Origin of the sequence: Mycolicibacterium llatzerense (assembly GCF_025331195.1) — a bacterium.
Lineage (GTDB): Bacteria > Actinomycetota > Actinomycetes > Mycobacteriales > Mycobacteriaceae > Mycobacterium > Mycobacterium llatzerense.
The window spans coordinates 424,559-439,123 of record NZ_LXOV01000001.1 but is presented as its reverse complement, the minus strand read 5'-3'; the positions used below and the strand labels follow the sequence as shown (position 1 = coordinate 439,123).

The window sequence follows — 14,565 nt, the reverse complement described above, 5'->3', positions numbered from 1 at the left end:
GTTGGGGCCAGACGGGATGTTGCCACCGGGGCGTTACCGGGCAACCGGCGATGAGTTGCATGCACGGTTCGTCGCGGGCCGGGGTGAGCGCCGCGCGCAATTGTGGCGCGACTGGATGTCGGCGACCAAGGTGTTGGGGCGCCTGGTTCCGGTGAACGCTGTCTGGCTGCACGGGTCGTTTGTCTCTGATGCGCCCGAGCCGGAATGGGTGCAGTGCGTCTACTGGGCTGAAGACGTCGAAGTGAACAGTGCTGGCGTGAAACCTCCTGTGGCGAAAGCGTTGAGCGCGTTCGCCGCACCGGGCAAAGTGCGCGAAGCGCTCGGTGTGAAGGTCGATACCCGGCTGCTGCACTGGCACTGCCAGCCCGATATGCGCTTTCGGGACGAGTACTACGCGACCTACACGATGTTTCGTGGCGAGATGGATGATCAGGTGCAGCGCGTGACCTCCGGTTTACGTGGTTCGGAACCGGCCCGTGAAGATGCGTTCCCACGGTGCGGTTACGTGGAGGTGATCATTCGTGACTTCACCTGACGAGGAGCTCGACCGTATGGAGGCGGCCCTACTGGCTGCGGTCGACGATCCCGAATTCGCCGCGACGTTGCCGCAGTGGACCACCGCTGAGGACCTGTCCCGGATCGGGATCGAGTCCATGCGCGACCGTGATCCGATCGGACGAACCCTGGGCTCGGAAGGCAGCATCCGTATCTCCGGCGACGGTGTCACCGGGTCGGCAGCCCGGGTGACAGAGGTCGCCCGCGTCATGACCGGTCTCCAACGCTTGGCCACCGCGGTCGGTGCAGCACAGACAGGTGATAAAGCGTTGGGCCGCAAGCCCAATGCCGACATCAAGCGACGCACCGAGCTGCTGCTGACCACCGCTCCCGCCCCGGGTTCGATCATCCTGAGCTTCATGCCGGCGGTTGCTCCGGCCGATGAGGCGGGACCTGCCGGGATGCTCGACCAATTCGAAACCGACGACCAGATGCTCGATGCTGCCGTCGGCGCGGCCATCGACGTGTTCACCGCCGGCAACGACATCGGACCCGAACCGGAGCAGTCCGCGTTTGTCCACCGGCTCGGCGACATGGGACCGCGTACAGCCTCGGCTGTGCGCGATCTGGCAAAAACGTTGGACCGCGCCGACTTTGACGTCGACATCGACTGGAAACAGCCGTCACGGGCCACGCGCCGCGTCAGCGTCACCGCCCGCGCCGCCCGGCACATGGCCTACGTCGTCGAACATGCCAACCTTGACGAACAACCCGTGATCATCACCGGCGAATACCTCACCGTATCCGCAGTGAGTTCCTGGGTGATCCAACAAGACGACGGGGACCCCGTGACCGTCAAGCTCGGGCGCGTCGACCCCAGCCAAACCCGCGGCCTGGCCGTAGGTGAACGAATTCGCGTGCAGGCCATCATGAAAACCGAAACCACACCCGGCGGAAACACCAAAACCACCTACACGGCACAGTCTTTTGAACGACTGGACCATCCGGAGTAGTTCGGCACTACAGGAAGATGGCAATGCGTGTGCTCTATACATCTGGCGCCAGCGGTCCAATCTCTTTGAGCAGCAGCCGCATGGCCATTCTGAGATAGTTGCTCGATAGGCGACTATGCCTCCGGCGGACCCAGGACGTTTCACCATCAATCGTAGCGGATCGAATCGAGGTATCAGTGCCAGCGTGGCACCGGGCATAATGCTGCGAGCAGGCCGCAGCACGTTCCGAACGCGTGAGACAGCGGTAGGCGCCCCATGATCACATGGCGCCGGGGCCAGGTGCAAAAGAAGGCATGGGGGACGGTTGTCCACCGCCGTCCTCCGCGCCGTGACGGCTTGAATAGTGACCGCGTAGCGTCCAACGTGAAGGTGAGGTCAGGATGAAGATGAAGTAGCCATCGGACCCTTCGAGTACATCGCCACTGGTGCGGTGAACGCGAGCTCGCGGGCCGCCGTCACCTACCTGTCAGGGTTTGAACGCAGTCTCGATCGACCGGGTTGCCGGGAGTCAATTGATTGGCAATTCGCGAAACAATAGCCGCGGAATCCCGTGTATGGCTTTGCGAATGAGCTGCAAGATTCGAGGCACACCAACCTAACATTATTGAGTCCCAGGCCCTCCTCGCCGGGGACGGGCAGTCGATGGCTCACAACGTCGGGATGGCTGAGCCATCGTCGACGCTCGTGAGGCGTCGAGCCCTTGTAACTGACTGCGAATGGGAGACCGCCCCACATGACATGTCTTGGCCACCAGCATGATTGCCTGATGTTCGACCTCGACGGGACGGTATTTCGAGGCTCACGCCCAACCGAGGGAGCTGTGGAAGTTCTGGCTCAGCTTCGCGGGCGTGCATTGTTCATCACTAACAACGCCTCGCGCAGCCCGGCGGAGGTAGCCGAGCACATGCGCGTGTTGGGGTTTTCGGTCAACGCTGATGACATCATCACAAGCGGGCAGAGCGCCGTCCGATTGTTGGCGGCCGAGTTGCCCACGGGGGCAGCGGTTTTGGTCGTCGGTACCGATGCACTAGCCGACGACGTGCGTAAGGCGGGCCTTCGGCCGGTGCGGGCCTACAGTGATCGGCCGGCAGCAGTCGTTCAGGGACATTCCCCGAATACCTGCTGGTCTGACCTGGCTGAGGCGGCGTTGGCGCTGCACGAGGGAGCACGATGGGTCGTCACCAATGGCGATGTGAATTTTCCGACCGACCGTGGCCTCGTGCCCGGGAACGGGTCGATGGTGGCGGCCTTGCGAACTGCGACCGGCGCGATACCGGAAGTGGTGGGCAAGCCGGCGCCGGCGATGCTGCGAGATGCCCTTGCCCGAGCTGAATCTCGTTCGGCGCTGGTGATCGGAGACCGGCTCGACACCGATATCGCTGGCGCGGAGGCCGCGGGCCTACCGAGCATGCTAGTGCTCAGCGGAGTTAGTACCGCCCGTGACGTCGTCCACGCCCGCCTCGGTCACCGGCCAACCTATGTCGCCCAGGACCTGCGCGGACTCAACGATCCGTCTGCGGTGCTGCGGATCGCTCCGCAGCGGCGCTGGCGCGTGGATATCGGAGCCGACATGGTGACAGTCAGGTCTTGTGGCGACGACACCGATCGTGGCGGTCTGTCGGTGGTTCGGGCGACCGCACACGCCGTCTGGGCAGCCGACCTGTCCGGGCGCACGCCGAAGATCGGCGCAGGGGACGACACCGCCCGGAAGGCCCTGGAGCGTTGGTCCCTAGTCAGCTGTTCCAGCTGACGCGTTGCGCGTCGTGCACCGGCGATCGTGGATCTGGGCTCCATGCCTCGTGGGATGTCCCCTAAGCGGGGGATTCTCGGGGGTAACTGGCCCGAAAGTGCCATCACGATCACAAGATGCAGCACTAACGTACATGTATGACGGCGGCGGTGGTGGCAGGTCCTGTGCGGGTAGTCCTTGTGGACGACCATGAGATGGTCATCGAGGGCCTTAAGGCCATGCTCGCCTCATTTCAGAGCAGGGTGCGCGTCGTTGGCGCGGCCGTCGGCGTGGAAAATGCCTTGTCCGTCATCGCCAGCCTCCAACCTGACATCGTGCTATGCGATGTGCGGATGCAGCGAGCCAGCGGACTGGATCTGTGTCGGTCAATTCGGGAACGAGACCCCGAACGCAAAGTCATCCTGCTGTCGGTTTACGACGATGAGCAATACCTGTTCCAAGCGTTGCGGGTCGGGGCGTCGGGATACCTGCTCAAGGGCATCACCAGCGACGAACTCGTGCGCCAGCTGGAGTACGTGCGCGACGGCTCGACTGCGATCGATTCGAGCCTGGCCGCGCGCGCCGTCGACACCGCCGCGCGTCTGCAATCCGACGAATTCTGGCCTGGCGCACGGCAGGGGCTCACCCAACGGGAGAGCGAGATCCTGGCGCTCGTGGTTACCGGGCTGTCCAACCGCGGGATCGCCAAAAAATTGGTGATCGGCGATGAAACCGTGAAGAGCCACTTGAGATCCATCTATCGCAAGCTCGGCGTCAGTGACCGCACCAGCGCAGCGGCCACGGCCTTGCGGGAGGGCATCTACCGGTGACGCCGTCCGGTGCGCGTGCCGTGCGGGGTCTGGTCGACGCCGACGGCGAGGTTGCCTTGCTGCTCGACATCGTGGAAGCAACGTCCAGTGGTCCCGGGTTGGAGGCGATGGCGGCAGCGGCGGCTCGGATGATCACCGAAGCGACCGCATCGGACGTGTGCTTCGTGCACGTCCTCGACGACACGGATCGCTCCCTGACCCTGGCTGGCGCAACACCGCCATTCGACGAGCAGGTCGGCCGGATCCGGCTGCCGCTGGGATCCGGTATCTCGGGGTGGGTGGCCACGCACCGGGAAGCGGTGGTCATCACCGACAATAAGGAGGTCGACTCTCGATATGTGCCGATCGAGTCGTTGCGCGGAGGGGACTTCACGTCGATGGCGTCGGTTCCGATGGAGACCGAGCCAGGCGGCCTTGTCGGCGTCCTCAACGTGCACACCATCGAGCGGCGTGATTTCACTGCCCGCGATGTCGAGCTGCTCCTTGTCATCGGCCGGCTCATCGCCGGTGCACTGCACCAGGCGCGATTGCATCGCCAACTGACGACTCGTGAACGGGCACACGAGAACTTCGCCGAGCAGGTGATCGAGGCTCAGGAAGTGGAACGCCGCCGGCTCGCAGGCGATATCCACGATGGCATTTCGCAGCGGTTGGTGACGCTGACGTATCGCCTGGATGCCGCCGCTCGCGCCGTGGACGAAGACAATTCGGCGGAAGCGGCCGAACAGATCGCAAGGTCGCGGGAAATGGTCGGCATGACACTCGAGGAAGCGCGCGCGGCGATCAATGGCCTGCGGCCGCCAGTTCTGGAGGACCTTGGTCTCGCGGGCGGTCTGGCCAGTCTGGCGAGCTCGATCCCGCAAGTCGCCTTCGAGCTTGAGCTTGCCGACGAACGGCTGCCCGAGCACGTCGAGGTCGCGTTGTATCGCATCGCGCAGGAGTGCCTGCAGAACGTCGTCAGGCACGCCCAGGCCGGTGTTGCCACCGTGCGGTTCTCGGTGTGCGACAACATCGCTCGCCTCCAGGTCGCCGACGACGGGGTCGGGTTCGACACCGGCGAAGTCCCCGCTGGCGACGATGGCCCGGCCGCCAAGCCTGGTGGCTACGGGATGTTGTCGATGACCGAACGTGCCGAGCTGGTCGGTGGCCGATTATCCGTTCGGTCGGTCCGAGGCTTGGGCACCACCGTGACCGTGACCGTGACCCTGGAACCTGTGCAGGCGGAGCCGGCGGCGTCAGCGCCCGAAGTCCGGATCGCCTCCGTCAGCCGCGCCTGAGCCCATCAGTTCCAAGCTTGCCAGAGCCTGGTCGGCGCCGGCCAGGTCGGTCTTTTCGACGACGAAACCCATGTGGATTATGACCCAGTCGCCCCGGGCGAACGTCTCATCCGGCAGCATGCCGACATTCACCTTGCGGTGCTCGCCGGCCACGTCGACCAGAATCAGCTGCCCACCGTAACCGTCCAGCATCCGGACTACCTGTCCCGGGATTCCAAGACACATCTTTTCAGCCCTCCCGAACCGCATCTGCGGAAGTAAGCATTGTCACCGCGGCCTCGACGGCCTGCACTGCGTTGTCGACCGCTGCGCTCACCGACATGCTGAGGCCGATGCCGTCCTGGATGTCAGCGACCTCGCACCCCACCACGATCGTGCGTGGTGGGCTCCCGCCCAAGGCGCGCAGGCTCGCGAACACCGCACCCGGATCCATTCCGTGGGCATCGAGAGTCGTTGTCGAACCGAATGATTCGTGGTTGGCCTCGAAGACGCGCACGGTGCCCGGCGCTCCCCGGTCGGGCACCGCGTCGACGATGATCAGCCCGTCCCAGTCATCGAGTAGGTCGTAAGCCAGGTGCATTCCGCGAATGCCGTAATCAACCACCCGCACGGCCGCGCCATCGGTGAACCGGTTGGACATCCGACGCACCACCTCGGGGCCGAAGCCATCGTCACCGAGGAAGATGTTGCCGATACCGGCCACCAGGATCCGGGACGTCACAACGTCGCAATCATCGATCGATGGGCGTTACATGCGCCGTATCTTGAGGTAGCGGCGGAGATCCGGTATGGATCGGAGGCCCACGGCCACCCCCGCCACCACGACCACCCCCACGACGGCGGTTGCAATCCAACCTACTACTGCCATGTCGGACTCCTTTCTGGGCTGAACTCGTGCGAATCGAGAGGCTCGATCTCGTCCGGTGCGAAGTACAGGGAACGGCCGTACCAGTCGTGCAGGTCGGCCGCCGGGTCGTCATCGACGACGACCCCGACATGCTGGTGGCCCTCGACATCCTCGTGCACGGAGGTGACGTGGGCGACCTTTCCGGCGAAGAAAATGTCCTGCGCGTCGGCGCGTCGCGACGGGTGTAGTCGGACCCGGCTACCGCGTCTGACGTGAATGCCGTTCACCATCACCGCGTCTGTACTTGGTTGGACAGCATTGTCGGCCAACGGATCCCACCAATCGACACCGTCGGGGATTTCAGGGATCAGCGGCGGCGTTGCCTCGGTGCGCGGTGTACGCGACACACCGTGCATCCTGAGCATGTCTTCTGGAGACATTGCGTCGCACCGGTCGATGATCTGCGCCGCGCGGGGGTCGGTCGCGCGGGCCTGCGCCTTCTCCTCGTCGGTCATCGTCATGACACGCAGCGTCAGGAGTTCGTCGATTTCCGTCGAGTCAAAGAGCGCGGCGCCGCTCTCTTCGGCAACCTCTGGATGGTCGTAGAGGATGATCGGCGAGATCAGCAGCAGGTCACGTTCACCGGGGCGTCCGGCAAGTACCGGAAAACACCGGTGTTGCCTACACCGCGCCGCCGCCGCCGCCGCATCGCCGGACGGCTCGAGCAACGAAATGAACTCACCGCCAGCGGCTTCGGCGATGACGTGGGTGCCGATCAGTGAGGTGGCGATCGCCCGTTCCTTGTCGGGGGTGACGGCGCCGGTGTTGAGCACGACGACGGTGACGCGGACCAGCTCGTCATCTCGCTCCACGCCGACGGTCAGCGTCGCGCGGACTTCCTGCCGGGTTCGGACCAGCCGGCCACCCTCAACGGGTTCGATAACTGTGTTGGCGGGTGCGAGGACCGAAACCGTCCACGGTTGCGCCGGATCACCGAGTTCGAAGGGGCCGAAGGACTGTTCGCATTCGACAGCCTCGTCCCACGTCAGCCACGACCCGGAGTCCGTCGCGAGTTCGGCCACCGGTTCGAAGTGGCCTGCGCCGGTGTCGCGCTCGGCCTGGCGACGTTGCAGATGCAGGAACCGGACCACGACGGTGAGCGCACCAGGGACGTCGAGGAGGAACTCGGCCGACACGGTGTCGTCCTCGCCGACTCCGGCCTCGTTCGCACCGGGCGGCCCCAGAACACCGAACTGCCAACGGGACTGGTTCTTGCTCGAGGACGCCCGATACGGATAGAGCAGATAGCCCTCGTACAGTACGGCGTCGGCGACGGCGCGAACCCGATCCCAACTTGCGGTCACCGCACCTCCTCCCGATCGGCAGCCGCTGCCAACGACGCCACTACCGCCTCGTCGAAGTCCAGCAGGCCGCGCGCGGACTTGAAGGCGGCCAGCGCTGAGACGGTGTCGTGTCCCAGCCGCACCCAGCCGCTGTTCGGGTAATGCTGCCGGATGAGGTCCCGCCAGACCGAAGCCGGCATGTCGTAGTGGTCTTCGCAATCCCATGACACTTGCTGGACGGCGAAGCCCTGCTCGCCCTTGACGAATACCGTTCCGCTGAAGAGGAATTGCAGCGGAACACCGCCGTCATGCAGTGCGTGAAGGTACTTGGCCGCGGTGACCTCGAAGTCGTACGTGCACGCCAGCGGCAGCGCGATCTGGGTGACGCCGGTGAATCCCGGCACCATCGCCACGCAGTGCTGCCACAGGAACGTGCGCTGCGTGGACGCCCAACGTTCCCGGGGCCCGAACAGATCCGTCAGCCCCGCGGCCTCGTCGTCGGAGTACCCGCGACGCAAGGGTTCGATGCGGACCTGGGCACGTAACGCGATTGCGTGCACCGGTTCGTCGCCGCTGGCCGTGACACCTAGGCGGGCAATGAGCACCGGCGTGGCGGCGTGGGGCTCCGGAGCCACATCGAGAACCGTGAACGACATATCCGTCATGGCGCGCATTCCTTGCTGCGCGCGGCGATCTGACCGAAGAAGCCGTCGATGAACGCACGGGCCTGCTGCCCGCCGTCGAAGCCGCGCCACAGCCCCCTGAGCCGGCCGACGAACTCGTAGCAGGCGTCGATCGGAACCAGGTAGCAGTACGGCGGGCTTGCCTCGTCGTCCGGTACCCGGACGAGTAGCGCCTCCACATCGTCGACGAGTAAACCCACCCTGGGGTCTGCCGTGCTGATCGCGGTCCAGGCGTCGAGGTCAAGCTCTGACTCCGTGGCGCCGGCCGGCCCAGGGTAGAACGCCACCGTGCGATCGAGCGTGGAGTTGCGGAAGAAGAACGCCAAGCCGACCGGGATCTGCAGCGCCTCCCACGCGCGGCGGTCCAGTGCGAAGCGGGGAAACGCCAGATACCTGTCCGGCACCGACCGGTACCGAAGCTCAGCGCCCTCGTCGGTGAACAGCAGGTAGCAACCACGGCAGACGCACATCAGTTGGCGGCCAGCGACATTCACGACGTGCTGATGTTCGTCGGCGATCGCCTCCGAGCACATCTCACACCGTTCGCCTGCCGGCTCGGGGGCGCGCCGGTTGGTGATGCGCGACAGGACGTCGAAGGGGCTCGTCATGCGAAGAGGCCTGCCGGGGTGTCCTGGCGGGCGATGGACAGCACGCCGTCGCGGATGAGTAGCGGCATCGGATCGAGGTGCTGCCCCGGCTGGTCCATCCCGGCCCCGGCGTGGACGACGTCGAAATGCGCGTGGCAGCGGGGGCACCGCAGCACGGGGTCGGCGCTGGCGCCCATGCCGCGATGCAAAACCGCGCCCGCCAACGAGCCGTCGCAGCCCGGGCAATAGTCGCGATAGGCGAACAGCTCGTCCCCGACGCGGCAGGCCAGCACGGTGGTATCGGCGACCAGAAAACCCCCGACCTCGCCGGGTGACAGCTCGGCAAGATCGGGCACTTGATGCCAGGTCGTCGCGCCGTGTCCGTCCCCGTGGAGTCGAGCCATCAGTGCTTCGGTGGGAATCACCGCGGTGGTGAGTTCCGGTTCGGCAGTGACGACTTCGATGGAGGAAACCTCGGGTGCGGCGGCCCGCACCGCGTCTTCGACCGCGAGTTCCAATGTCATCGACGACGAAGGGCAGCTCTTGCAGCTGCCCTGAAATTGCAGCCGAACGACACCGTCATCGACGCCGAGCAGGGACACGTCGCCGCCGTGGGAGCCGAGGTAGGGCCGCACGCTGTCCAGCGCGTCGGACACCCGGCGGTGCACATCGTGCGGGTGCAAGCCGTGTACCAACAGCAGGCTGGCCACCAGATCATCGCCGACCAGTCGAGCCGCCACGTCGGGGTCGTCGACCAGGTCCATGATCCGATGCAGGCTGGCGCCGTAGACGTCAACGACCTCGCCGACCAGTTGTTCGGCGCGTTCGCGCGCGACGGTACCGCCGACTCCGGTGGCATCCAGCAGTGTCTGAATCCGATCGCCCGCCAGGCGCCACTGCGAGTTTCCTTGGAAATCCGCAGAGTCACGTGGTTTTTCTGGCTGGCTTTCCGATCCTGGCGGGTCCATGCATCACTCCCCGGTAACGGATTGGGTGGGGGAGTGCAGCTTCTGCAGCGTCTTGCCCTCGCCGAGATACATGTGGACCCCGCAGGGCAGGCAGGGGTCGAAACTGCGCACGGTGCGCATGATGTCGATGCCCTTAAAATTGTCCCGGTTGTTCTCTTCGAAGATGGGTTGTCCCTGCACGGCGTCCTCGTAGGGGCCCGGCGTCCCGTAGCTGTCACGCGGGTTGGCGTTCCACGGGGTCGGCGGATATGGGTGATAGTTCGCAATCTTGCCGTCTCGAATGACCATGTGGTGCGAGAGCACCCCACGCACCGCCTCGGTGAAACCGCATCCGATGGCTTCGTCGGGCACCTCGAACTTCTCCCACGTCTTCGTGCGCCCCGCCCGAATCTCCACCAGGGCCTTTTCGGCGAAATGCAACGCACAGGCGGCGGCATAGGCCTGGAAATACGTCCGTGCGCGGTTGCGCTCGATCGTGTTGCTGCCGAATGTGGGGATCTTCCACTCGAATTCGACCGGACCCTTCAATGCGGTCTTCGGGAGGTTGATCTGCACGCTGTGACCCGTCGCCTTGACGTAGCCGACGTCGACCAGTCCGGCCAGCGCCGTCGCCCACAGCCGGGCCAACGGTCCGCCGCCGGTGTCCAGTGCGAGGTAGTCCTTGCCGTCGAACCAGCGCGGCGACATCACCCAGCTGTACTTGTCCTCCAAATCCCGCTTCTGCGGCCTGGGGTTGGTGTGCTGGTTCCACGGATGGCGCCGGTCGACCGGATTACCCAGCGGATCGGTCTTGACGAACATCTCCTGGTCGGTCCAGTCGTCGTAATACGAACTTCCCAAAAGGATTCGGATGCCCAGATTGATGTCGACGAGCGATGTGGTCACTAACTTGCCGTCGACGACGATCCCCGGGGTGACGAACATTGCGCGACCCCACTTCTCCATGTCCTTGTAGGCAAAGTTGCACACCTCAGGATCCTGGAATGAGCCCCAGCAGCCCAGCAGAGTGCGCCGCAGACCCACCTGGTCGTAACCGGGCAGCGCCTCGTAGAAGAAATCAAAGAGGTCGTCGTGCATGGGCACGACCTTCTTCATGAGTTCGACGTAGCGCATCAACCGTGACATGTAGTCGGTCATCAGCTGGATAGTGGCGACGGTGCCCACTCCGCCCGGATACAGCGTGGACGGATGGACATGTCGTCCCTCCATCAGGCAGAACATCTCCCGAGTGGACCGGCTGACCTGCAGAGCTTCACGATAGAAATCGCCGGTGAACGGATTGAGCGCCCGCATGATGTCGGCGATCGTGCGATAGCCGTGCGCATCGGCATGTGGTGACTGCGTATGCTCGGCCTTGGCGAGCACACTGGGGTTGGTCTTGGAGACCATCTTCTCGCAGTAGTCCACGCCGACCAGATTCTCTTGAAAGATGTTGTGGTCAAACATGTATTCGGCGGCCTCGCCCAGGTTTACAATCCACTCGCCCAGGTGTGGCGGCTGCACGCCATACGCCATGTTCTGCGCGTAACACGAACAGGTCGCGTGGTTGTCCCCACAGATCCCGCAGATGCGACTGGTGATGAAGTGCGCGTCGCGAGGGTCCTTGCCCTTCATGAATATCGAGTAACCACGGAAGATCGACGAGGTGCTGTGACACTCGACGACTTCTTTGTTGTCGAAGTCGATTTTGGTGTAGATACCGAGACTGCCGACGATACGGGTGATGGGATCCCAGGCCATTTCCACCAGTTGGCCGGGTTCCCGCTTCGCATGAGACGGGTCAGGAATGATCGTTGTCATCGGACTTCGCTCTCTGTCTGGACGAGAAAAGGTTGGGTGCGCGGCTACCAGGTACGCCGGGCGCCCGTGGTGAGTTCTTTGCCCTTGTGGCGCCAGTTCGGCTCCTTGTCGAGGGTGCGTCCCGTCACGCTGCGCAGCGGCCGGATGAGCGAGCCATAGAGACCCGACGCGGAGCTCGAGAGCTTGCCGCCCGGGGGCTCATCCATGAACGGCATGAACTTGTCAGGGAAGCCCGGCATGGTGCAGCCGATGCAGATGCCGCCGACGTTCGGGCAGCCGCCGACGCCGTTCATCCAACCTCGTTTGGGCACATTGCATTTCACCACCGGTCCCCAGCAGCCCAGTTTGACGATGCATTTCGGCGATCCGTACTCGGACGCGAAATCGCCCTGCTCGTAGTAGCCGGCGCGATCGCAACCCTCGTGAACGGTATTGCCGAACAGCCACTTTGGCCGTAGCGCGTCGTCGAGTGGAATCATCGGAGCCTGGCCCGTTGCCATGTAGAGCAGGTAGGTCAGCGTTTCCGACAGGTTGTCCGGTTGGGTCGGGCAACCGGGCACGCAGACAATCGGAATTCCGGCCTTGCTCTTCCACTGCCATCCGAGATAGTCCGGTACCCCCATTGCGCCGGTCGGGTTGCCGGCCATGGCATGGATACCGCCGTAGGTTGCGCACGTTCCGGCGGCGACGATCGCGGTTGCCTTGGGTGCGAGCCGGTCCAGCCACTCGCTGGTGGTGATCGGTTGTCCCGTTGCGGGATCGTTGCCGAATCCGCACCAATAGCCTTCGTCGTGGAGTCGCTCGTTCGGGATCGACCCCTCGACGACCAGGACGAATGGTTCCAATTCGCCTCTGTCTGCTTTGAAGAACCACTCGAGGAAGTCGTCTGCACCTCCCTCCGGGCCGCATTCGAAATCGATCAACGGCCAGTGCACGGCGACCTGGGGCAGGCCGGGGAGCGCGCCGAGCGCGATCTCCTCGATACTGGGCTGGGTGGCGGCAGTCAACGCCACCGAGTCGCCGTCACAACTCAAACCGGCGTTGATCCACAGCACGTGGATCAACGTTTGTTCTGCTTTGACTGCCGCTTCCGTTGGCATAACCGCAGCTCTCCGGGGCCGGGCTGGACCCCTGCACCACCGGAGTCGACCGTCGGCCCACTTGTGCGGCGCTAGCTTTGGGTCTACACCCGGGGAAATGCGGCTGTCAACGCTTGGTCAAAAGCTTTCAGCGTCCGGCAGTTTTGATCGCCTTCTGGTCAATTGTCGTCATTCATCATGGGTCGCGGTTCCGTCGGCGAACCGGCGTAGCCAGCCGAACCACGCCGGCATTCCCGCGCCCGTTCGGGCGCTCACCGGCAGGATCGTGGCGGTCGGATTGACCTGGCGGACATGGGCGATGTACGTGTCGATGTCGGCGTCGAGGTAGGGCGCCAGGTCAATCTTGTTGAGCAGGACCACATCCACCGAGCGAAACATCACCGGGTACTTGAGCGGCTTGTCCTCACCCTCGGTGAGGGAGTACACCATCGCCTTGGCATGCTCACCGACGTCGAATTCGGCCGGGCAGACCAGGTTGCCGACGTTTTCGATGATGACCAGGTCTAGCTCGGGAAGGTCCAGGCCCTGCAGCGCTCGGTTGACCATCGGCGCGTCCAGGTGGCACTCGCCGCCGAAGCCGTTGTTGGTGTTGAGCAGTGAGACCTGTGCCCCCCGGCCGCCGAGCTTGGCGGCGTCGAGGTCGGTGGCGATGTCGCCTTCGATCACCCCGACGGCGAGTTCGCCCCGAAGTTCATCAAGCGTGGCGGCGAGCACGGTGGTCTTACCCGAGCCGGGTGAGCTCATCAGATTGAGGGCGCGAATCCCGTTGCTTTCGAACGCCTTCCGATTGAAGTCTGCGCGCACGTCATTTTCGGCGAATATCGATTCCAGCACGTCGATCCGCTGCGAACCAGTCTGGTAGCCGCTGTGGTCCCCGTGGTCGTGATCGTCGGCTTGGCTGTGTTCCCCGTGCTCGTGGGTGTGTACGGTGCCGTCGTCGTGCCGGTGAAATCTACCCATGATGGCCACCTTTCATGAAAACGCCACGCGTCACGACACATCCAGTGACGTCACCTGAAATTCCTTGCCCCTGACCACTTCGACGTCGCCGCTCTCGCACTCCGGGCAGCACACCGACCACCGTGAAGCGATCTGCGACCGTCGCGCACACGAGCGACAGACCACCTCGGCCGGAATCAGTTCGAGTTCGAGCTCTGCGTCGGGCATGCACTCGTGTTCGCGAATCAAGGTCCAGCAGAAGGACAACGAGTCGGGCACCACTTGCCGGAGCGCGCCGATCTGGACACGCACCACATCGACATGCCGGTCGTCGATATAAGGCCGGACGACGCCGGCGATCGCATGGCACAGCGACAGCTCATGCACTGCTCTTCACCGCCGCTTCCATGTTGACTCCCGTTCACCCTCGTCGCCGCAGGGCCGTACGCGAACGTTGCACAAGGCTATCGCCCGGCGCAGGTGGGTCAGTGCCGAATGAGCCCGGAAAAACGCAAAATATCTTTGCGAAATTCTGATTGTCGTGTCAGTTGGGCGAAGCTAGCCTGAACGCTACCCAGCGCGTGGCACGGTCCACTAGCCGCGCGCTGGGTCATAGCGTGGCCCGGTGCCGACCCGATTTGTCATTCACGCGGGGCCTGCGGCCAGGGCCGGAAAGGAAGCCATATGTGCCTCGGGGTTCCGGGCAAGGTGACACAAATCTGGGAGGCTGCTGGCACCCGGATGTCGACCATCGATTACGGAGACAGCACCAAAACCGTGTGTCTGGCATATCTGCCCGACCTGCAGGTCGGCGATTACACGATCGTGCACGCCGGGTACGCGATCAGCCGCCTCGACGAGAAATCGGCTTTGGAGACGCGGCAGATGTTCGACGATCTGGGTCTCTTTGACGACGACGATTGCCCGTCCAGCGCCTGATCCATCGTGAATGTC

At 64.1% G+C, this 14,565-nt stretch carries 17 protein-coding genes; 6 read left to right on the top strand and 11 right to left on the bottom strand.

Features of this window, described 5'->3' with window-relative positions:
* The 5 genes from A7G45_RS02445 to A7G45_RS02425 form a co-directional block, all read left to right on the top strand.
* The coding region (locus A7G45_RS02445; protein WP_308203987.1) for a DUF6932 family protein at positions 1-535 on the top strand (535 nt) is incomplete at its 5' end.
* Positions 522-1,508, top strand: coding sequence for a hypothetical protein (locus A7G45_RS02440; RefSeq protein ID WP_260933251.1), 987 nt, complete (start codon positions 522-524; stop codon positions 1,506-1,508). The genes A7G45_RS02445 and A7G45_RS02440, both read left to right, overlap by 14 nt.
* Before the next feature lie 733 nt (positions 1,509-2,241).
* Positions 2,242-3,258, top strand: a complete 1,017-nt coding sequence (locus A7G45_RS02435) for an HAD-IIA family hydrolase (RefSeq protein WP_260933247.1) — start codon at positions 2,242-2,244, stop codon at positions 3,256-3,258.
* Between the two features lie 137 nt (positions 3,259-3,395).
* The gene (locus A7G45_RS02430; RefSeq protein ID WP_260933244.1) at positions 3,396-4,067 is read left to right on the top strand and encodes a response regulator; all 672 of its coding nucleotides are present in this window, start codon (positions 3,396-3,398) and stop codon (positions 4,065-4,067) included.
* Positions 4,064-5,344 carry a GAF domain-containing sensor histidine kinase gene (locus A7G45_RS02425; protein WP_260933241.1) on the top strand — a complete coding sequence of 427 codons (1,281 nt, stop codon included), beginning with the start codon at positions 4,064-4,066 and terminating at the stop codon, positions 5,342-5,344. The genes A7G45_RS02430 and A7G45_RS02425 overlap by 4 nt, the downstream gene beginning before the upstream one ends.
* On the opposite strand, the gene A7G45_RS02420 is transcribed toward A7G45_RS02425, so the two are convergent.
* The 11 genes from A7G45_RS02420 to A7G45_RS02375 all read right to left on the bottom strand — a co-directional run bounded on the left by A7G45_RS02420 (position 5,303) and on the right by A7G45_RS02375 (position 13,998).
* On the bottom strand, positions 5,303-5,569 hold the full coding sequence (locus A7G45_RS02420; protein ID WP_260933238.1) for a HypC/HybG/HupF family hydrogenase formation chaperone: 267 nt from the start codon (positions 5,567-5,569) through the stop codon (positions 5,303-5,305). The genes A7G45_RS02425 and A7G45_RS02420 overlap by 42 nt on opposite strands.
* A gap of 4 nt (positions 5,570-5,573) precedes the next feature.
* Positions 5,574-6,065, bottom strand: a complete 492-nt coding sequence (locus A7G45_RS02415) for a hydrogenase maturation protease (RefSeq protein ID WP_260933236.1) — start codon at positions 6,063-6,065, stop codon at positions 5,574-5,576.
* A gap of 27 nt (positions 6,066-6,092) precedes the next feature.
* Positions 6,093-6,212, bottom strand: coding sequence for a DUF6893 family small protein (locus A7G45_RS32650; protein WP_377042102.1), 120 nt, complete (start codon positions 6,210-6,212; stop codon positions 6,093-6,095).
* The gene (locus A7G45_RS02410; RefSeq protein WP_260933233.1) at positions 6,203-7,555 is read right to left on the bottom strand and encodes a hypothetical protein; all 1,353 of its coding nucleotides are present in this window, start codon (positions 7,553-7,555) and stop codon (positions 6,203-6,205) included. Before A7G45_RS02410 ends, A7G45_RS32650 begins: the two co-directional genes overlap by 10 nt.
* The gene (locus A7G45_RS02405; RefSeq protein WP_260933230.1) at positions 7,552-8,199 is read right to left on the bottom strand and encodes a DUF6084 family protein; all 648 of its coding nucleotides are present in this window, start codon (positions 8,197-8,199) and stop codon (positions 7,552-7,554) included. The genes A7G45_RS02410 and A7G45_RS02405 overlap by 4 nt, the downstream gene beginning before the upstream one ends.
* Entirely contained in the window at positions 8,196-8,825 is a 630-nt protein-coding gene (locus A7G45_RS02400; RefSeq protein WP_260933227.1) for a DUF5947 family protein, read from the bottom strand. The genes A7G45_RS02405 and A7G45_RS02400 overlap by 4 nt, the downstream gene beginning before the upstream one ends.
* Complete coding sequence (locus A7G45_RS02395; protein ID WP_260933224.1) at positions 8,822-9,772, bottom strand: NifU family protein; 951 nt, start codon at positions 9,770-9,772, stop codon at positions 8,822-8,824. The genes A7G45_RS02400 and A7G45_RS02395 overlap by 4 nt, the downstream gene beginning before the upstream one ends.
* A 3-nt stretch (positions 9,773-9,775) precedes the next feature.
* Entirely contained in the window at positions 9,776-11,572 is a 1,797-nt protein-coding gene (locus A7G45_RS02390) for a nickel-dependent hydrogenase large subunit (protein ID WP_260933221.1), read from the bottom strand.
* A 44-nt stretch (positions 11,573-11,616) separates the two neighbouring features.
* A complete protein-coding gene (locus A7G45_RS02385) occupies positions 11,617-12,672 on the bottom strand; it encodes an NADH-quinone oxidoreductase subunit B family protein (RefSeq protein ID WP_260933218.1) in 1,056 nt (351 codons plus the stop codon).
* 168 nt (positions 12,673-12,840) lie between these two features.
* Complete coding sequence (gene hypB / locus A7G45_RS02380) at positions 12,841-13,632, bottom strand: hydrogenase nickel incorporation protein HypB (protein WP_260933214.1); 792 nt, start codon at positions 13,630-13,632, stop codon at positions 12,841-12,843.
* 30 nt (positions 13,633-13,662) lie between these two features.
* Positions 13,663-13,998 carry a hydrogenase maturation nickel metallochaperone HypA/HybF gene (locus A7G45_RS02375; protein ID WP_260933211.1) on the bottom strand — a complete coding sequence of 112 codons (336 nt, stop codon included), beginning with the start codon at positions 13,996-13,998 and terminating at the stop codon, positions 13,663-13,665.
* 297 nt (positions 13,999-14,295) lie between these two features.
* Here A7G45_RS02375 and A7G45_RS02370 point away from each other — a divergent pair, with 297 nt between their 5' ends.
* Positions 14,296-14,550 carry a HypC/HybG/HupF family hydrogenase formation chaperone gene (locus A7G45_RS02370; RefSeq protein WP_260933208.1) on the top strand — a complete coding sequence of 85 codons (255 nt, stop codon included), beginning with the start codon at positions 14,296-14,298 and terminating at the stop codon, positions 14,548-14,550.
* Positions 14,551-14,565: the final 15 nt, after the last annotated feature.